The organism is Novosphingobium sp. BL-S-24, from assembly GCF_055521575.1.
The window spans coordinates 460,227-477,357 of sequence record NZ_CM145488.1 but is presented as its reverse complement, the minus strand read 5'-3'; the positions used below and the strand labels follow the sequence as shown (position 1 = coordinate 477,357).

Annotated in this window: 18 protein-coding genes; 7 read left to right on the top strand and 11 right to left on the bottom strand. The window is 61.8% G+C overall.

The features are described 5' to 3' along the window. Positions 1 to 78 precede the first annotated feature (78 nt). A complete protein-coding gene (locus ACZ1JM_RS07440) occupies positions 79 to 417 on the bottom strand; it encodes a PilZ domain-containing protein (RefSeq protein ID WP_465134201.1) in 339 nt (112 codons plus the stop codon). A gap of 103 nt (positions 418 to 520) precedes the next feature. Beyond that, entirely contained in the window at positions 521 to 1,750 is a 1,230-nt protein-coding gene (gene tyrS, locus ACZ1JM_RS07435) for a tyrosine--tRNA ligase (protein ID WP_465134200.1), read from the bottom strand. A gap of 102 nt (positions 1,751 to 1,852) precedes the next feature. Here tyrS and ACZ1JM_RS07430 point away from each other — a divergent pair, with 102 nt between their 5' ends. Both ACZ1JM_RS07430 and ACZ1JM_RS07425 read left to right on the top strand, forming a co-directional pair. Further along, positions 1,853 to 2,389 carry a DOMON-like domain-containing protein gene (locus tag ACZ1JM_RS07430; protein WP_465134199.1) on the top strand — a complete coding sequence of 179 codons (537 nt, stop codon included), beginning with the start codon at positions 1,853 to 1,855 and terminating at the stop codon, positions 2,387 to 2,389. Further along, positions 2,386 to 3,585, top strand: a complete 1,200-nt coding sequence (locus ACZ1JM_RS07425; RefSeq protein ID WP_465134198.1) for an exo-beta-N-acetylmuramidase NamZ family protein — start codon at positions 2,386 to 2,388, stop codon at positions 3,583 to 3,585. Before ACZ1JM_RS07430 ends, ACZ1JM_RS07425 begins: the two co-directional genes overlap by 4 nt. 102 nt (positions 3,586 to 3,687) lie before the next feature. Here the strand turns inward: ACZ1JM_RS07425 and ACZ1JM_RS07420 are convergent, their stop codons facing one another. From ACZ1JM_RS07420 to ACZ1JM_RS07395, 6 genes are all read right to left on the bottom strand, one after another. Further along, the gene (locus ACZ1JM_RS07420; protein WP_465134197.1) at positions 3,688 to 4,869 is read right to left on the bottom strand and encodes a vWA domain-containing protein; all 1,182 of its coding nucleotides are present in this window, start codon (positions 4,867 to 4,869) and stop codon (positions 3,688 to 3,690) included. Between the two features lie 16 nt (positions 4,870 to 4,885). Further along, complete coding sequence (locus ACZ1JM_RS07415; RefSeq protein WP_465134196.1) at positions 4,886 to 5,281, bottom strand: GFA family protein; 396 nt, start codon at positions 5,279 to 5,281, stop codon at positions 4,886 to 4,888. A gap of 40 nt (positions 5,282 to 5,321) precedes the next feature. Beyond that, the gene (locus ACZ1JM_RS07410) at positions 5,322 to 6,167 is read right to left on the bottom strand and encodes an AAA family ATPase (RefSeq protein WP_465134195.1); all 846 of its coding nucleotides are present in this window, start codon (positions 6,165 to 6,167) and stop codon (positions 5,322 to 5,324) included. 83 nt (positions 6,168 to 6,250) lie between these two features. Beyond that, complete coding sequence (locus ACZ1JM_RS07405; RefSeq protein WP_465134194.1) at positions 6,251 to 7,504, bottom strand: serine hydrolase; 1,254 nt, start codon at positions 7,502 to 7,504, stop codon at positions 6,251 to 6,253. A 66-nt stretch (positions 7,505 to 7,570) separates the two neighbouring features. Then, the gene (parE, locus tag ACZ1JM_RS07400; RefSeq protein WP_465134193.1) at positions 7,571 to 9,580 is read right to left on the bottom strand and encodes a DNA topoisomerase IV subunit B; all 2,010 of its coding nucleotides are present in this window, start codon (positions 9,578 to 9,580) and stop codon (positions 7,571 to 7,573) included. Between the two features lie 133 nt (positions 9,581 to 9,713). Beyond that, positions 9,714 to 10,913 carry a penicillin-binding protein activator gene (locus tag ACZ1JM_RS07395; protein WP_465134192.1) on the bottom strand — a complete coding sequence of 400 codons (1,200 nt, stop codon included), beginning with the start codon at positions 10,911 to 10,913 and terminating at the stop codon, positions 9,714 to 9,716. A gap of 40 nt (positions 10,914 to 10,953) precedes the next feature. On the opposite strand from ACZ1JM_RS07395, the gene rsmI reads away from it, so the two are divergent. The 4 genes from rsmI to ACZ1JM_RS07375 all read left to right on the top strand — a co-directional run bounded on the left by rsmI (position 10,954) and on the right by ACZ1JM_RS07375 (position 13,853). Beyond that, positions 10,954 to 11,781: a 16S rRNA (cytidine(1402)-2'-O)-methyltransferase gene (gene rsmI / locus ACZ1JM_RS07390; protein WP_465134191.1), complete on the top strand. Its 828-nt coding sequence runs from the start codon at positions 10,954 to 10,956 to the stop codon at positions 11,779 to 11,781. After that, on the top strand, positions 11,778 to 12,140 hold the full coding sequence (locus ACZ1JM_RS07385; RefSeq protein WP_465134190.1) for a YraN family protein: 363 nt from the start codon (positions 11,778 to 11,780) through the stop codon (positions 12,138 to 12,140). Before rsmI ends, ACZ1JM_RS07385 begins: the two co-directional genes overlap by 4 nt. Before the next feature lie 111 nt (positions 12,141 to 12,251). Further along, positions 12,252 to 13,223, top strand: coding sequence for a glutathione synthase (gene gshB / locus ACZ1JM_RS07380; protein ID WP_465134189.1), 972 nt, complete (start codon positions 12,252 to 12,254; stop codon positions 13,221 to 13,223). Positions 13,224 to 13,241: 18 nt separating this feature from the next. Then, positions 13,242 to 13,853, top strand: coding sequence for a DedA family protein (locus ACZ1JM_RS07375; protein WP_465134188.1), 612 nt, complete (start codon positions 13,242 to 13,244; stop codon positions 13,851 to 13,853). Position 13,854: 1 nt separating this feature from the next. On the opposite strand, the gene ACZ1JM_RS07370 is transcribed toward ACZ1JM_RS07375, so the two are convergent. Together ACZ1JM_RS07370 and hemW are read right to left on the bottom strand one after the other, a co-directional pair. Then, positions 13,855 to 14,733: a tyrosine recombinase XerC gene (locus ACZ1JM_RS07370; RefSeq protein ID WP_465135007.1), complete on the bottom strand. Its 879-nt coding sequence runs from the start codon at positions 14,731 to 14,733 to the stop codon at positions 13,855 to 13,857. Between the two features lie 14 nt (positions 14,734 to 14,747). After that, positions 14,748 to 15,902, bottom strand: a complete 1,155-nt coding sequence (gene hemW / locus ACZ1JM_RS07365) for a radical SAM family heme chaperone HemW (RefSeq protein ID WP_465134187.1) — start codon at positions 15,900 to 15,902, stop codon at positions 14,748 to 14,750. Between the two features lie 46 nt (positions 15,903 to 15,948). On the opposite strand from hemW, the gene ACZ1JM_RS07360 reads away from it, so the two are divergent. Further along, positions 15,949 to 16,488: a CAP domain-containing protein gene (locus ACZ1JM_RS07360; RefSeq protein ID WP_465134186.1), complete on the top strand. Its 540-nt coding sequence runs from the start codon at positions 15,949 to 15,951 to the stop codon at positions 16,486 to 16,488. A 4-nt stretch (positions 16,489 to 16,492) separates the two neighbouring features. Here the strand turns inward: ACZ1JM_RS07360 and rdgB are convergent, their stop codons facing one another. After that, positions 16,493 to 17,119 (bottom strand): RdgB/HAM1 family non-canonical purine NTP pyrophosphatase, encoded by a 627-nt coding sequence (rdgB, locus tag ACZ1JM_RS07355; RefSeq protein WP_465134185.1) that lies wholly within the window; start codon positions 17,117 to 17,119, stop codon positions 16,493 to 16,495. Between the last annotated feature and the right edge of the window lie 12 nt (positions 17,120 to 17,131).

Here is a 17,131-nt window from a genome sequence, read left to right as displayed (position 1 = left end):
TACTGCTGAGGTTGAACGTGCCTCTCGTCACCGGCTATAACGATTGCAGGCCATCAGCGTTCCGACACGAAGTGCGTATCACCGGCGTGGGCGAAGCCGGGGATTTGGTTGAATGGCGTCGACCAGATCGAGAAAATCATCGATCCGGATGATGCGTTCGAACTGAAACCCGGAACGTCCTTCGTGCGCCCAGATCATGTGCGCTTCGATACGGCCAATCACGGGTAAGCGCATCACCAGCCGTTCACCGCGCTCCAGACCGATCTCGCCGCTGGCCATGAAGCCTTGGGCCGACACGTTGATGATGTGCAAAGGCAGGTCGCCAAGCTGGCGATGCTCGGCGATCACGGTGTGGTCGACGGGATGGCGGGCGGCACGCCGTTTGTCGGTCACAGTGAGCTGCGCTCCTGCATTCATGGTCCTTGCCTCAGTATTGGTCGAGAACAAGGGGAGTACCACCAAATGGCAAACAATCCGTAAACTACGCTGGCCCTACGTAATAGGACCAGCGTAATCCGTATCATATTCCCTTGATAATTCCGTGCTTTTTCTTGCCAAGGCTCAGCTTGCGGGATTCACCGGCAGCCACGGTTATCAGCATTGCGGGGTCGTCCATGGCGACGTCATCCAGCCGCACCGCGCCTTCACCGATCTTTCGCTTCGCTTCACCGTTCGAAGCCACGAAACCGAGCGCGGTGCAAGCCGCCGCAAGGCGGACGCCGTCCGAACCGACTTCGATCGTGGGCAGGTCCTCACCCACGCCGCCACCCGCAAAGGTTGCCTGCGCGGTTGCTTCGGCTCCCTTCGAGGCGTCCACGCCGCGACACAGCTTCGTCGCCTCGGTGGCAAGGACGATTTTGGCCGCATTGATTTCGCTGCCTTTAAGCGCTTCCAATCTGGCGATTTCTTCCAGCGGGAGGTCGGTGAACAGCCGCAACCGCTTCCCGACGTCACGATCGTCAGTGTTGCGCCAGAACTGCCAGTAGTCGAAGTGCGAAAGCTGGTCTTCGTTCAACCACACCGCGCCGCCGACCGTCTTGCCCATCTTTGACCCGTCCGCATTGGTAAGCAGCGGCGTGGTAAGGCCAAACACCTGAGTGCCATCAACGCGGCGTGAAAGCTCGATGCCGTTGACGATGTTGCCCCACTGGTCAGATCCACCCATCTGCAGCCGGCATCCGACCCGACGTGAGAGTTCAAGGAAGTCGTACGCCTGCAGGATCATGTAGTTGAATTCGAGGAAGCTGAGCGACTGTTCACGATCCAGCCGCGTTTTCACCGAGTCGAAGCTGAGCATCCGGTTAACGGAGAAGTGCTGCCCGATGTCGCGCAGGAAGGGGATGTACTCAAGCTTGTCCAGCCAGTCGGCATTGTCGACCATGATTGCATCGCTCGGGCCGTCGCCGAACGTCAGAAAACGTTCGAACACGCGGCGAATGGACGCGACGTTTTGTGCGATAAGGTCTTCCGTCAGGAGCTTGCGGGCCTCGTCCTTAAAGCTCGGATCGCCGATCTTGCCGGTGCCCCCGCCCATAACGACGATGGGCTTGTGTCCGGCGCGCTGAAGCTGGCGCAGCATCATGATCGAGACCAGATGGCCGACATGCAGCGAAGGCGCGGTGGGATCAAAGCCGATATACCCCGGCACCACCTGCTTTGCCGCCATGGCGTCGAGCCCTTCGGCATCGGTTAGCTGGTGGATGTAGCCGCGCTCATCAAGGAGGCGGAGCAGGGAAGATGTGTAGTTCATCGCTCGCTTCGATCTGGTTGAGGAGCGGCGCGACTAGCATGCAAACTGCGCGATGACGATTCCCGATTGTCAGTCTGTGATGAGACCGATTAGGCCGGCTTTATGGCTAGTCTTTCATTCCACCCCTTACATCCACCCGTGTCGGTTCGGAGTATCGAGGCCCGCATCATCAGGTTCGACGATACCTGGCTTCGCGCACGATGGAAGCTACTCGGCGCCAGCCAACTGGTTGTCCCCCCGTTCGCGGGCAAGGGCAGGGACGACGGTTTATGGAAGACGACCTGCTTCGAGATGTTTTTGCAGATGGAGGGCGATGCGGGCTACACGGAACTGAACCTTTCGCCGTCAGAGCGCTGGAACGTCTATGATTTTACCGGTCGGCGTGAAGGAATGACCGAGCGGGCCATGCCACGGGAGCCGGAATGTACGCTGCGACTGGGCACGGACATGGCGATCTTCGACGCTGCGATCCCCGCCGCCGGGCTGCCGACCGCGCCTTGGCGATGCGGTTTCACGGCGGTGATCGAGGAAACGGGCGGCCGCAAAAGCTACTGGGCCTTGTCCCATGGGGGAGAAGCGCCGGACTTCCATGATCCGGCTTGCTTCCTGGAAACGGTTGCGGCACCCACCACCGCATGAACTTCGGTATCGACCGTCTGCTCGCAGACCCCACTCTCCGCCGTCCCCTTGAAGGCCGCCGTGTCTCGCTGGTGGCGCACCCTGCCTCCGTCACCAGGGATCTGACCCATTCTCTCGACGCCCTGATTGCTGCGGACGTCAACGTGACGAGCGCATTCGGCCCGCAGCATGGCCTGAAAGGCGACAAGCAGGACAACATGGTCGAAACGGTGGACGAGATCGATCCCGTCCACGGCATTCCCATCTTCAGCCTGTATGGAGAGGTGCGCCGCCCGACGCGCGCCATGATGGATACCGCGGATGTGTTCCTGTTTGATCTCCAGGATCTCGGCTGCCGTATCTATACGTTTGTGACGACGCTTCTCTACCTGCTCGAAGAAGCTGCCGCGCAAGGCAAAAGCGTCTGGGTGCTGGATCGGCCCAACCCCGCCGGGCGGCCGGTAGAAGGCACATCGCTCGTTGCCGGGCAGGAGAGCTTCGTCGGAGCAGGCCCGATGCCGATGCGCCATGGCCTGACCTTGGGCGAAATGGGGCAATGGTTCGTTCGCCAGTACAAGCTGGATGTCGATTATCGCGTGATCCACATGGACGGCTGGCAGCCCGACGCTGCATCCGGCTTCGGTTGGCCGGAGAGCCGCGTCTGGATCAATCCCAGCCCGAATGCGGCGAACCTCAACATGGCACGCGCGTATGCGGGCACCGTCATGCTGGAAGGCACTACCTTATCCGAAGGACGCGGCACCACCCGTCCGCTGGAAGTCCTGTTCGGCGCACCGGACGTCGATGCAAAAGCGATCCTTGCCGACATGCAGGCTTTCGCTCCGCAATGGCTAGGCGGCGCGGCGCTTCGGGAATGCTGGTTCGAGCCTACGTTTCACAAACACGCCAAGACCCTATGCAACGGTCTTATGATTCATGCCGAGGGCCGTTTCTACGATCATCGCGCGTTCCGCCCATGGCGTCTGCAGGCACTTGCGTTCAAAGCGATCCGGCGTCTTTACCCGGACTATGCGCTATGGCGCGATTTTCCGTACGAATATGAATTCGACCGCCTTGCCATCGACGTCATCAATGGCGGGCCGATCTTACGCGAATGGGTGGACGATGCGGGCGCATCACCAGCCGATCTGGACATTTGCGCTGCCCGTGATGAAGCGGCGTGGCTCGATGAAACGGCGGACCTTCTGCTTTACTGAGCAGGCCGCTTTCGCGCCGGCATTTGGGTGAAGGGGGGCGGGGTGATCATCACCCCGCCGCTCGCCATAGCCAGGACCTGACATCCAGTTAGGCACATTTGGTCAGCCCTTCTTACGCGTTAATTCGCGCATTGCCTTGTCCAGACCGTCAAGCGTCAATGGATACATCGCATCGCCGATAATTTCGCGGATCATCCTGGTCGATCCCGAGTATCCCCACTGCCGTTTCGGGGTCGGATTCAGCCATACGGTGGCCGGGTACGTCTGCACGACGCGCTGCATCCAGACCGCGCCTGCTTCCTCGTTCATGTGTTCGACCGAGCCGCCGGGGTGGCTGATCTCGTAAGGGCTCATCGCCGCATCACCAACGAAGATGACCTTGTAGTCATGACCATACTTGTGAAGCAGATCCCAGGTACTCGTCCGCTGCGACCATCGACGGCTGTTGTCTTTCCAAACACCTTCATAAAGGCAGTTGTGGAAGTAGAAGAACTCCATGTTCTTGAATTCGCCGGTCGCGGCGCTGAACAATTCCTCCACCAACTTGATAAAGGGATCCATCGATCCCCCCACGTCGAGGAAAAGCAGCACTTTTACAGCGTTGTGCCGCTCCGGTCGCATGACGACGTCCAGCCAGCCCTGCTTCGCCGTGCCACGGATCGTCTCGTCCAGATCGAGCTCTTCCGCCGCGCCTTCACGCGCAAACCGGCGCAGACGGCGCAGCGCCACCTTGATGTTGCGGGTGCCCAGTTCGCGTGTGTTGTCGAGGTTGGCGAACTCGCGCTTCTCCCATACTTTCACCGCGCGCCGGTGCTGACTTTCGCCACCGATCCGCACGCCTTCCGGGTTATACCCTGAATGGCCGAACGGGGAGGTGCCGTTGGTCCCGATCCACTTGTTGCCGCCCTGATGGCGCTTCTGCTGTTCTTCCAGACGCTTTTTCAGCGTCTCCATGATCTCGTCCCAGGAACCGAGAGACTTGACCTTTTCCATCTCCTCTTCGGAGAAATACCGTTCCGCCAGTTTCTTCAGCCAGTCCTCCGGGATGTCCACGGGTTGCTGCCCATAGTCGCTGAGGATCCCCTTGAAGACTTTCTGGAAGACCTGATCAAACCGGTCGAGCAGTCCTTCGTCCTTAACGAATGTGGCACGGCTGAGATAATAGAAGGCTTCGGGAGTGCGATCGATGACATCCCGGTCCAGCGCCTCGAGCAGCACGAGGTGCTCCTTCAGCGACGCCTGGATACCGGCGGCACGAAGCTCGTCGATGAAATTCAGAAACATGCCGGCGCTTTGCCCATCATAACTTGTCGGCTGCGCCGGGCGGCGGAGGTTGCTGCGGCCAGTGTGCAAGATCGGGTGCGATCATTGCCCATTCCGGGGCTTCGTCCGTCCAGATCGCCATCTCCGGCCGAAGTCCATGGCCTTCGTCCAGCGCGCCAAGGCGGACAGTGCGAAACTGCGGCCGCGCGCTTGATCGGCCAAGGATCGGGGTGCCACATGCAAAACAAAATTCCTGCGTGAGCGCGTTGCCGCTCGCCGCGATGTACACGTGCTCGGACCGAGCACCCGTTACGGTCACCGTGTCCGTCGGGAAAATGGCGTTGTTGGTCGCCCCTCCAGCAGCGATGCGTTGGCACTGTCGGCACCAGCATTGCCGGGTGGTCACCGGCTCTGCCGTAATCGTCAGGGTCACCGCGCCGCAGTTGCATTGCCCGGAATATGGCGCCGACATATCAGCTGCCTCGCCGAGACATGAACGCTAAGCGCTCGAACATCATGACATCCTGCTCGTTCTTCAGCAGCGCGCCATGCAGGGGCGGGATCGCTTTGCCCGGATCGCGGTTCTGAAGGACGTCCAGCGGCATATCCTCGTTCATCAGCAGCTTGAGCCAATCAAGCAATTCGCTGGTGGACGGCTTTTTCTTGAGGCCCGGCACTTCACGCAACTCGTAGAAAATTTCCATTGCCTTGCGGACCAGCGTTTTCTGGATGTCGGGAAAATGGACATCGACGATGGCCTCCATCGTCTCGCGATCGGGAAACTTGATGTAGTGGAAGAAGCAGCGGCGCAGGAACGCGTCGGGCAGGTCCTTCTCGTTGTTGGAAGTGATGACGACGATCGGCCGTTCGACGGCGGCGATGTGCTCGCCCGTCTCATAGACGTCGAACGCCATGCGATCGAGTTCCGCCAGCAGATCGTTCGGAAATTCGATGTCTGCCTTGTCGATCTCGTCGATCAGCAGGACGGGAAGCTGGGGCGCAGTGAACGCCTCCCACAGCTTGCCCTTGCGGATATAGTTGGAGATATCGTGGACCCGTTCGTCGCCAAGCTGTCCATCACGCAACCGGGCCACGGCGTCATATTCATATAGCCCCTGATGCGCCTTGGTAGTGGACTTCACGTTCCAGGTGATCAGCGGCGCATTCAGCGCGGAGGCGATCTGTTCGGCCAGTACCGTCTTGCCGGTGCCCGGCTCGCCCTTGACCAGCAACGGTCGGCGAAGGAGCACCGCAGCGTTGACCGCGACTTTTAAATCATCGGTGGCTACGTAATCACGAGTGCCTTCAAAACGCTGCATCAGTCATCCTGTCCGCTTTATCTGTTTGCGCAAGCCTATGTGTTGCAGCGCAGCAAGGCAAGATCGTTCCGTGTGGCTTCGAGTCAGCGAGAAGCAGCCAACGCAGCGAGCCTTGTCATCAGCAATTCGAAGCGCTGGTCGTCCAAAGGTGCCGAAGGATTATTCCAGCTTCCACTCAGGACGCTCCAATCGCCTTTCTTGTCTTGTAAAAGCCAAGTCATGTTTATCACGCCGGCTTCAGAGCCCCCCTTGTATCCGACGTAGGCCCATAGTTTCGCCATGACCGTATTCATCGCCTTGTTGGTGGCGAGAATGTCCAAAGCTTCCCGGCTGCCGATACGGCGGATGTCATCGACGATGCCGGCGAGATCGTCCGGCGAAGCGAACCACTCGATCTGGTCTATTGCAACGGGCGTGTGACCAAGAACCGCGCCGGGCGAGGCAGAGGCGACGCCCGACAAATCCAAATCCACGAGAATATCGGCGCGTCGGAGAGGCGGTGCAGCAGCGTAGGCGCGCTGCGTGGCGGTATCCTTGCTCTTCAGCGCGAGAAACTGTGCGGTCGTCATCATCGGCGTCAGCCGTTCAGGACGGGAATGGCCGGATCGCGCGACTTCGGCGGCGAGCGCATCCTGCCCCAGCAACCGCACCAGAATGTCAGTGGCGGTATTATCGCTGATCGAGATCATCAGGCTGGCCAGCGTGTGCAGCGTCACCGGGCTGCCGTCTGGAAAATCATGCACTACGCCGCCGGGGAATGACTTTCCTGCGACTGGAACGACATCACGCCAGCTTCGATGCCCTTCCTCAATCTGCCGTGCCAGCGCCGCCAGAACATAGAGTTTGAACGCGGACCCGATCGCGAACGGTGTTTGGGTGGCTTGGCCGTGAACCAGCTGTTTTTTCCCATCGCCCAACCGGTGTATGGCGTATCCTGCCGTGCCGGGGAGCGCCGAGAACGCCGCATCGATCTGCGCGAAACTGTCATCGTTCGGGGTCAGTGCAAAGATGCGGAAGCCTGAAACCTTGCGGGGGGCAACAGGGCTCAGTTCTACGCGTGCCGGGGCGCTTGCCTGCGCAAAGCGGAGTATGAAGGTCGCCGCGCCCGGGCCTTCCATGCGAAAATCAGTTAAGCCCTGAAGATCGCCGCCTTGCTCTACCAACGTCGCCGTCAGCTTCCGCAGCTGATCTGCGCTTACATCTGTGAGAAAGTGCTGATCAAAGATGGATGCAGCGTCACGCTGTCCTTTCAGGACAGTAACGACTTCGGCGGCCCGCGTTTTCAGTACCGCGCTGTCATCATTAGCCCACACAGTGCCGGGAAGCCCTGCAAGCATTATCACCATCAAAGCCCACAGTGACGCGACGACCAAGCGACCCACAATCAGGCGGCCCGCCGGTCATCATGCATCGATAAGCTCGGGATCGATCTCGCCCGCACGATTCTGGATGAACTGGAAGCGGTGTTCGGGATTGCGGCCCATGAGCCGGTCGACAAGATCCTTCACTGCCGCGCGATCTTCATATTCTGGGGGCAGGGTGATACGGATGAGGGACCGGGACTTCGGGTTCATCGTGGTTTCCCGCAATTGCTGCGGGTTCATCTCACCCAGACCCTTGAAGCGGCCGACATCGACTTTCTTGTTCTTGAACGTCGTCTTTTCCAGCTCCGCTCGGTGTGCATCGTCACGCGCGTAGGCGGACGTCGAGCCGGACGTCAGGCGGTACAGCGGCGGCTGCGCCAGATAGAGATGCCCGCGGCGAACAATGTCGGGCATTTCCTGAAAGAAGAAGGTCATCAACAGCGTGGCGATGTGCGCGCCGTCGACGTCAGCGTCGGTCATGATGACGACGCGGTCGTACCGAAGGTTGTCGGCGTTGCAGTCCTTGCGCGTGCCGCATCCAAGGGCAAGGCCGAGGTCGGCGATTTCCGAATTAGCGCGGATCTTGTCAGCCGTGGCGCTGGCGACGTTCAGGATCTTGCCCCGGATCGGGAGGATGGCCTGTGTCTTGCGATCGCGCGCCTGCTTGGCCGAGCCACCTGCCGAATCGCCTTCGACGATGAAAAGCTCGGTTTCGCCGCTGCCTTCGCCGGAGCAGTCCGTCAGCTTGCCCGGCAGGCGCAACTTGCGGGCATTGGTCGCCGTCTTGCGTTTGACCTCGCGCTCCGCCTTGCGGCGCAGGCGGTCGTCCATCCGCTCCATCACCGCGCCCAGCAGCGCCTTGCCGCGATCGAGGTTGTCGGTCAGGAAATGGTCGAAATGATCCCGAACCGCCGCTTCCACCATTCGCGCCGCTTCCGGGCTGGTGAGGCGGTCCTTGGTCTGGCTCTGGAACTGGGGGTCGCGGATAAAGACCGAAAGCATCACCTCGCTGCCGGTGATGACGTCGTCCGGTGTGATGTCCTTTGCCTTCTTGGCCTGACCCACCAGATCGGCAAATGCGCGGATGCCCTTCGTCAGGGCACCGCGCAGGCCCTGTTCATGAGTGCCGCCGTCCGGGGTCGGAATGGTGTTGCAGTACCAGGAGTAGGCGCCGTCAGAGTATAGCGGCCAGGCGATAGCCCATTCCACTCTGCCCTGTTCCGATCCGTCATCGCCCTTGGGGAAATCCTGCGACCCGGAAAAGGACTGGCTGGTGACGCATTCGCGCGAGCCGATCTGCTCGGCGAGGTGATCCGCCAGACCACCGGGGAACTGAAACGTCGCTTCGGCCGGCACACCATCGACCGCCAGAGACGGCGCGCATTTCCAGCGGATTTCGACCCCCGCGAACAGATACGCCTTCGATCGAACGAGCTTGAACAGTCGCGCGGGCTTGAACTTCTGGTCGCCGAATATCTCAGTATCCGGGGTAAACGTCACAGCCGTGCCGCGCCGGTTGGGGGCCGCGCCCACGCGCTGAATAGGGCCGAGCGTCACACCGCGCGAAAACTCCTGCGCGTAGAGCTCCTTGTTGCGGGCGACCTCCACGCGCGTCTTCACCGACAGCGCGTTGACAACGGAGATGCCCACGCCATGCAAACCGCCCGAGGTGGCGTATGCCTTGCCGGAGAACTTGCCGCCCGAATGAAGCGTGGACAGGATGACTTCGAGCGCCGACTTGCCGAGAAACTTGGGATGTTCGTCCACCGGGATGCCGCGCCCGTTGTCAGTGATGGTGAGGCGGCCGGGCGTGCCCTCTTCCTCTTCCAGCGTGACTTCGATGCGGTTGGCATGGCCAGCGACGGCTTCGTCCATCGCATTGTCGAGGACTTCGGCAGCCAAGTGATGGAGCGCCCGCTCGTCCGTGCCGCCGATATACATGCCGGGGCGGCGACGGACAGGCTCAAGCCCCTCCAGCACCTCGATCGCGGAGCCATCGTATGATTCGCCAGCGGCAGTGGGTAGCTTGTCAAAAAGATCGTCGGCCATGGGCCGGACTATAGGGCCCAGCTGAATCGGCAATCAAGCCGCCGACAGAGTTTTCTTCGCTTTTTGTTCCGCTCTTGCGCGGAACGGCCGGGGCAGTCGCATGACGCCGCCCCGGCCGTCCACCAATCTGAGATCAGTCTTCGAATTTGGCAGGGGCGGGGCTGACGACCTTCACCGCTCCGGGCTGTACTTCACGCACTTCGAGCGATCGCTCGACCAGACCGGCACGGGTGAAACGGAAAGCACCGTCAACGCCCAGGAATCCGCCGGGAAATGCCTTGGTATCCCGCAGGGTATCGGCAGGAAAGCGGGTCCCGACCTTCCAGTCCCGCGCGACGCGAAGCGTCAGTAGCACGGCGTCATATCCAAGTGTCGCAATGCGGAAAGGCTGGGCGCCGAACCGTGCGCGATAGCTTTTGGCGAACTGGCCGAAGCGCAGATCCGATACGGTCGAGAACCACGCCCCCGCGAGCGCTGGCGTGGTGGTCAGATCGCGTTCCCCGCTCCACAGTTCGGTGCCAAGGATGCGAACGCCCGAACCGTTATTAGCCGATCGTCCCGCTCCCTTGAACGCGATGGCCGCGCGGGCGGACAGGCTGCCGCTATCGGCAATGAGGAGGGCATCGAAGCCGCCCTTGGTCTTTACCCGCTGCGCCGCCGAAGCGATCGAGGCCGAGCTGCGATCATAGGGTTCGAGTGCTACTACCGATCCGCCGCCTTCGCGAACGGCCGCTAGAAGCGCGCTGCTGGTGCGGTCGCCATAATCGCCCTTGGGCACCAGCGCAGCGAACGTCGATACGCCATTGTCACGCGCATATTCCACGGTTCGAGTCACGGACTGGCCCGGCAGGTTGCCCATGATGAAGACATCGCGGTTCGCGGCCTTCGCGTCATTGGAGAACGAGATCACCGGCACTTTCGCGGCCTTGGCTATGCCCGAGACTGCAGGAATGTCGTTCGCCAGCAGAGGGCCCAGGATCAACTGATTGCCATCACTCACTGCGCGGCGAGCCGCCTCTGCCGCGTTGAGCGAGGTGTCGTACGTGGTGACGCGCAGGTTCTTGGCGCCGGTATCCATGAGCGCCATGTTGGCCGCATTGGCGATCGCCTGGCCCACCCCGGCGTTCGTGCCCGAAATCGGAACCAGCAGCGCCACGCTGTGACGATTGGTATCGGTCGGGAGTTCGCTTTGCGACGGCACTGGCTTGGGAGCAGGCGGGGCGCTGGGCATCGGCGCCTTGGGCACGACGGTACATCCGGCGAGTGCCGCCATTGCCGCAGCGGTAAGAAGATTGCGCCTGTTGAGGCGGGCGATCCCCCATTTGTCGAACATAGCTTGCCGCTCCCTTGGTCTATGGCCATGAGTCTTCTGGATGGAAAATACTCTTTCGCCGGGCCTGTACATAGTCGCAACCCCCATTGGCAACCTGGGCGACATAACCTTGCGCGCCGTTGAAACGCTGCGAAGCGTGGCGGCGGTCGCCTGCGAGGACACGCGTATCACAGGAAAGCTGCTGCATCATCTGGGGATAAAGCAACGGCTCATCCGCTACGACGATCACGCGGGGGAAGGCGATCGCGACCGACTGCTCGCTTTGATGGAAGCCGAGGCAGTAGCGTTGGTAAGCGATGCCGGGACGCCGCTGATCTCTGACCCGGGGTATCGGCTGGTCCGCATTGCACGGGAGCGGGGTATTGCCGTGACAAGCCTGCCCGGACCGAATGCAGCTGTCGTGGCGATGACGCTATCGGGGCTTCCCAATGACCGGTTTCTGTTCGCCGGTTTCCTGCCGAACAAGACCAAGGCGCGCGAGGATACGCTGGCGGCGTTGGCCGGCGTTCCCGCCACGCTGATCTTCTACGAGACGGCTCCAAGGCTCGATGCGGCGCTGGCCGCGATTGCCGCCGTACTGCCGGGACGGGAGGTGGCCGTGGCGCGCGAACTGACCAAGAAGTTCGAGGAATGCCGCAGTGGTGCTCCGGCCGAACTCGCTGCACACTACGCGGAGCATCCACCCAAGGGCGAGATCGTCCTGCTGATCGCTCCCCCCGGCGAGCGATCGATCGAGGAATTCGATGTGGATGCCTTGCTGGTGGCGGCGCTTTCCGAAGCGAAGGCATCGCAGGCGGCAGCGAAAGTCGCCAAGGCTACCGGCCTGGACCGCAAGACTCTTTACGCCCGCGCCATGGAGTTGAAATGAGCGACAGGCGCATCAAGGCTGAGCGGGATGGAAGACGAGGGGAGAGGATCGCTGCACTCTATCTTTGGCTGACCGGATGGCGCGTGCTGGCTAGCCGGGTCAAGACCCGTCGTGGTGAAGTGGACCTCGTCGCGAGGAAGGGGCGAACGCTCTGCGCGGTCGAAGTCAAATGGCGGCGATCGGCAAAGGAGCTGGAATTTGCCATCGATGCCTATCGCCTGCGCCGCGTGGCCGACGCTGCCGAGCTCGTCGCGCACAAATACGGTCGTCCGGGCGATGACCTGCGCATCGACGTGATCCTGATCGCACCGGGCACATGGCCCCGCCGGGTCAGGAACGCGTGGCAACCGTTGAGCTGAGGTTGATCGCGACTTGAAACCCGCAATTTTCGTCGCACCTTTGGCGCGATGCGGCTAAGTCCGCCGCCGACCACAAAAGACCTGCCCCTTTCGCAAAGGCTGATCACTGCCATGACCTTACGCGTCGCCGTTCAGATGGACCCCCTCGAGAGCATCAAGATCGGCGGGGATTCGTCCTTCGCCCTGATGCTCGCGGCGCAGGCGCGGGGGCATACCTTGTTCCATTACGACGTCCGCACGCTCGCTTACGATACTGCACATGGCGCGAATGGAAGGCTGACCTGCTGGGGTGCGCCGGTCACCGTCAAACGCGTGGAAGGCGCACATTTCGAACGCGGTGAGTATCGCCTCATCGATCTGGTGGACGACATCGATGTCGTCCTGATGCGCCAGGACCCGCCGTTCGATCTTGGCTACATCACCGCTACCCACCTGCTGGAGCGTCTGGCCGGTCATACGCTGGTCGTCAACGATCCGGCGTCGGTACGCAACGCGCCGGAGAAGGTTTTCGTGCTGGATTACGCGCGCTTCATGCCGCCGACGCTCATCGCCCGCCGGATCGAGGATGTGAAGGCGTTCGGCCAGCGCCATCCCGGCGACCTTGTCATCAAGCCTTTGCATGGCAACGGCGGCAAGGCCGTGTTCCGGGTGCCCGCCGATGGATCTAATCTCGGTGCGCTGATCGAGATGTTTGAGAACGCGTGGGTCGAACCCTTCATGGTTCAGCCCTTCCTTCCTGACGTCTCCGAAGGCGACAAGCGCATCGTTCTGGTGGACGGCGAATTTGCCGGTGCCATCAATCGCAAGCCCGGTGCGGGCGAGTTCCGCTCCAATCTCGCGGTCGGCGGATCGGCGGAAGCCAGCGAACTCACTTCAGCCGAAGAAGAAATCTGCGCGGCGCTTGGGCCGGAACTGAAAGCGCGGGGGCTGGTTTTTGTCGGCATCGACGTGATTGGCGGGAAATGGCTGACAGAAATCAATGTGACCTCGCCGACCGGCATCGTGGCGATCGACCAGTTCAACGGCACCGACACCGGCGCGCGCATCTGGGATGCAATAGAGGCGCGACACGCCTCTATGTGATCGTGGAGGTGACTGTCCGTGGCTGAATGGATTTACGAAATCGTTCGGCAGGGCGGCTATCTGGGCATCATGTTCCTGATGGCGATGGAAAACGTCATCCCGCCGATCCCTTCCGAAGTCATCATGGGGCTCGGCGGCATCGCCGTCGCTCGTGGTGACATGCATTTCTGGCCGCTGCTGTTCTGGGGTACGCTCGGTGCTGCCTTGGGCAACTATGTGTTGTTTCTGGTGGCCGACCGACTGGGTTACGAGCGCCTACAGCCGTTCATCGACCGCTGGGGCCGATGGCTGACACTGGAATGGCATGATGTCGAAGTCGCCGGCGGGTTCTTGCGAAAGCACGGTCATTGGGTCGTCTTCCTGTTTCGCTTCATGCCCATGTTCCGCACCGTAATCTCGATCCCGGCCGGACTGGCCCACATGGGCCATATGCGGTTCCTGGCCTTCACCGCTGCGGGTGCAGCGATCTGGAATGCTATCCTCATCATGGGTGGACGCTGGCTCGGCCATTCGCTGGCCGATGCCGAAAAGTGGCTTGGCTATGCTACTCTGGCAGTGGGCGTAATAGCGGTGGTCTGCTACGTCTGGAGGGTCGCCACATGGCGGCCAAGGGAGCAGAAAACGCAGTAAATCAGCCTCTTTCGCGCGGGTGGGCGTTGCGGTAGACGTCCAGCAACGTGGCTGCGTCGACCCGCGTATATATCTGCGTCGAACTGAGCGAAGCGTGCCCCAGCAATTCCTGCAGCGATCGCAAGTCTGCCCCCGCTCCAAGCAAATGAGTTGCAAAGCTGTGCCGAAGAGCGTGGGGCGTCGCCGTCGCTGGCAGCCCCAGAGAGATGCGTGCCCTTGCCACCGCCTTTTGCACCATGCCCTGCGCCAACGGGCCACCCTTGGCTCCGCGGAACAATGGTCCGGCTTGTTCGACCGGCCATGGGCATTTGGCGACGCAGTCAGCCACTGCCGCATGCACGATGGGGAGCAGCGGGACCATGCGCTGTTTCCCCCCCTTGCCAGTCACCAGCAAGGTCTCGCCAAGCGGCAGTGCAGCGCCGGTCAGTGACAATGCTTCCGCGATACGCAGCCCGGCACCATAGAGCAGCAGCAGGACCGCCCGATCGCGAGCGCCGATCCAGGGCGCGGTGGCGTCTTCCTCAACAGTCGCCGCGAGATTGACCGCTTCGTCGGGCGTTACCGGACGGGGTATCCCTTTCTTGATGCGCGGTCCGCGCATTCTAGGTGCCGTCGCCTGCGCCACTCCGGCTTTGTCTCGTGCAAAGACGAGGAAGGCTTTCAAGGCAGAAAGCTCACGCGCGGCGGACACGTTGCCGATGCCATCCTGCCTCCGGGCTGCCAGGTGATTGCGCAAGGCGGGTGCGTCCAGCGCAGCCAGGGAAGCCCAATCGCTGGCCTTCACCGCATCGAGTAGGCGAGAGGCGGTAGCGAGATACGCACGAACCGTATGCGGACTGCGGCGGCGGCCCTGCGCGAGATGCTGCCCCCACGCCTCCATCAGATCACCCTTTGTCACCGCGCCTCGACCAAAGCGGCGGGGACGAGTTCGCTCAACAAGCCGTCGAGCAGGCACATTCCCGCTTCCGTCACGCCAATCCATGAGCCATCCCGGCGCACCAACCCTTGGCGTGAATAGAAGTCGGCCTTGGCGGGATCGCACAGCTGATCAGTCGGAAGGACGAAACGCGCGGCCATGATCGACAGGTCCACTCCGTCGCGCAGGCGCAGGCCCATCAGCATCGCCTCGCTCGCCTGTTCAGATAGCCCGAGCGGTCGTTCTTCAACGATGCCATGACGAGTGTCGGCGATGGCGTTAAGCCAGTTTTCCGGCTTGCGGTGTCGCACCGTCGCCACGCCGCCTCGCCGACCATGGGCTCCGGGGCCGATGCCGCAATAGTCCTGATAGCGCCAATAGGTCAGATTGTGGCGGCTTTCCTCGCCGGGGCGGGCGTGGTTGCTGATCTCGTAGGCAGGAAGCCCGGCGCTGGCCGTCATCTCGCGAGTCAGGGCAAACATGTCGGCGCAGGCGTCTTCATCAAGGGGCACGAAATCACCTTTACGCACCATCGTCTCGAACTTGGTGCCCGGCTCGATCGTCAGCTGGTAGAGCGAAAGGTGGCCGGTGCCGAAGGACAAGGCCCGTTTCAACTCGGCCTGCCACGCACCCAGCGATTGCCCCGGCCGAGCGTAGATGAGATCAAAGCTCACGCGGTCGAAATGGGCCTGTGCCACGTCGAGCGCGGCCAGCCCTTCCGACGCATCATGAAGGCGCCCGAGGAAACGCAAGGTCTGGTCGTCCAGCGCCTGAATGCCCAGCGAAACGCGATTGATGCCGACCGAGGCAAGCGCAGCGTAATTCGCCGCTTCGACAGAGGAGGGATTCCCCTCAAGCGTGATCTCTATGCCGGGCGAAAAACCCCAGAGCGCCTGCGCTTCATCCAGCAGACGAGCTACCAGGGCAGGGGGCATGAGCGACGGCGTGCCCCCGCCGAAGAAGATCGAATCGAGCGGCTCTCCCCCAGCGACAGCGTGTTCGTGGCGCATGTCGGCCAGCAGACCATCTTGCCAGGCAGCATGGTCGACACTGTCGCGGACGTGACTGTTGAAGTCGCAGTAAGGGCATTTGGCCAGACAAAAGGGCCAATGGATATAAAGCGCGCGGGCCATGCCGTTCTCAGGCGCGGTTCAGGGTTGGAAGTCAAGGTCAGGATCGATGAAACGGCTCTTTCTGTTGCTGACGATCGCGCTTGGCGCGACAGCCGCCTCTCCTCCCATTATCCGTCAGGAGTGGGACGGCGCCCGGGCGGACAACCGCTCCGGCTTTGCGGAAAGGATTATCGCCTCGCACAATGCCGAGCGCACGCGCCTGCGCCTTCCCGCCCTTACGTGGAATCGCGATCTGGCCGAGCAGGCCGACCGCTATGCTCGTGGCCTGGCCCGAACAGAATCGTTCCAGCATTCAAATTCGGTCGAACGACCGGGACAGGGGGAAAACCTGTGGCGCGGAACGCAGGGGGCGTACTCGCTTGAGGAAATGATGCGGCATTTCATCGACGAGCGACGCGATTTCCGGCCTGGGGTCTTCCCCGCCATCGCGCGTCGGGGCACCTGGTCGGGGGTCAGCCACTACACCCAGATCATTTGGCCAACTACCCGCGAAGTGGGTTGCGCGATGGCGAGCAGGGGAGGCGCCGACTGGCTGGTTTGCCGCTATGCACCGATGGGCAATATCGTCGGTCAGCGGGTGGGCTGACCCGTCAGCCGAACTGGTCCCCCACCAGTTTTGCGAAGGCATCGGCACGATGGCTGATTGCCTGCTTGTCTTCCAGAGGTAGTTCCGCGAACGTCATATCGCGGCCCTCCGGCACGAACGCCGGGTCGTAGCCGAAGCCCATCGTCCCACGCGGCGGCCATGCGAAGGTGCCGTTTACCCGGCCTTCGTAGACAGCTTCGTCCCCATCCGGCCATGCGATGGCAAGTACGCTCGTGAACCAGCAGGAACGATCGGCGTCAGGGCCCAGCTGCGCAAGCAGCCCTTCCACTTTACCCATCGCCATGTACCAGTCGCGGCCGGGATCGCCTTCGAACCACTGGCGTTCGGCCCAGTCTGCGGTGTAAACCCCCGGCTTTCCACCCAGCGCCGACACCGAAAGGCCACTGTCGTCGGCAAGGGCAGGGATCTGCGCAGCCTTCGCAGCGGCATGAGCCTTCAGAAGGGCATTCTGCGCAAACGTAGTGCCGGTTTCCTCTGGCTCTGGCAGGCCCAATTGGCCGGCGGAAAGACACTCTATCCCATAAGGCGAAAGCAGGGCCGCGATCTCGCGCAGCTTGCCTGCATTGTGGGTGGCGATGACCAGCCGCTGGCCGTCCAGTTTGCGTGTCACGATCGAATGTCC

Coding starts and splice junctions, on each gene's coding strand:
- ACZ1JM_RS07440 (WP_465134201.1), bottom strand. CDS start 417: ATGAATGCAGGAGCGCAGCTCACTGTGACCGACAAACGGCGTGCCGCC.
- tyrS (WP_465134200.1), bottom strand. CDS start 1,750: ATGAACTACACATCTTCCCTGCTCCGCCTCCTTGATGAGCGCGGCTAC.
- ACZ1JM_RS07430 (WP_465134199.1), top strand. CDS start 1,853: ATGGCTAGTCTTTCATTCCACCCCTTACATCCACCCGTGTCGGTTCGG.
- ACZ1JM_RS07425 (WP_465134198.1), top strand. CDS start 2,386: ATGAACTTCGGTATCGACCGTCTGCTCGCAGACCCCACTCTCCGCCGT.
- ACZ1JM_RS07420 (WP_465134197.1), bottom strand. CDS start 4,869: ATGTTTCTGAATTTCATCGACGAGCTTCGTGCCGCCGGTATCCAGGCG.
- ACZ1JM_RS07410 (WP_465134195.1), bottom strand. CDS start 6,167: ATGCAGCGTTTTGAAGGCACTCGTGATTACGTAGCCACCGATGATTTA.
- ACZ1JM_RS07405 (WP_465134194.1), bottom strand. CDS start 7,504: ATGCTTGCAGGGCTTCCCGGCACTGTGTGGGCTAATGATGACAGCGCG.
- parE (WP_465134193.1), bottom strand. CDS start 9,580: ATGGCCGACGATCTTTTTGACAAGCTACCCACTGCCGCTGGCGAATCA.
- ACZ1JM_RS07395 (WP_465134192.1), bottom strand. CDS start 10,913: ATGTTCGACAAATGGGGGATCGCCCGCCTCAACAGGCGCAATCTTCTT.
- rsmI (WP_465134191.1), top strand. CDS start 10,954: ATGGAAAATACTCTTTCGCCGGGCCTGTACATAGTCGCAACCCCCATT.
- ACZ1JM_RS07385 (WP_465134190.1), top strand. CDS start 11,778: ATGAGCGACAGGCGCATCAAGGCTGAGCGGGATGGAAGACGAGGGGAG.
- gshB (WP_465134189.1), top strand. CDS start 12,252: ATGACCTTACGCGTCGCCGTTCAGATGGACCCCCTCGAGAGCATCAAG.
- ACZ1JM_RS07370 (WP_465135007.1), bottom strand. CDS start 14,733: ATGGAGGCGTGGGGGCAGCATCTCGCGCAGGGCCGCCGCCGCAGTCCG.
- hemW (WP_465134187.1), bottom strand. CDS start 15,902: ATGGCCCGCGCGCTTTATATCCATTGGCCCTTTTGTCTGGCCAAATGC.
- ACZ1JM_RS07360 (WP_465134186.1), top strand. CDS start 15,949: ATGAAACGGCTCTTTCTGTTGCTGACGATCGCGCTTGGCGCGACAGCC.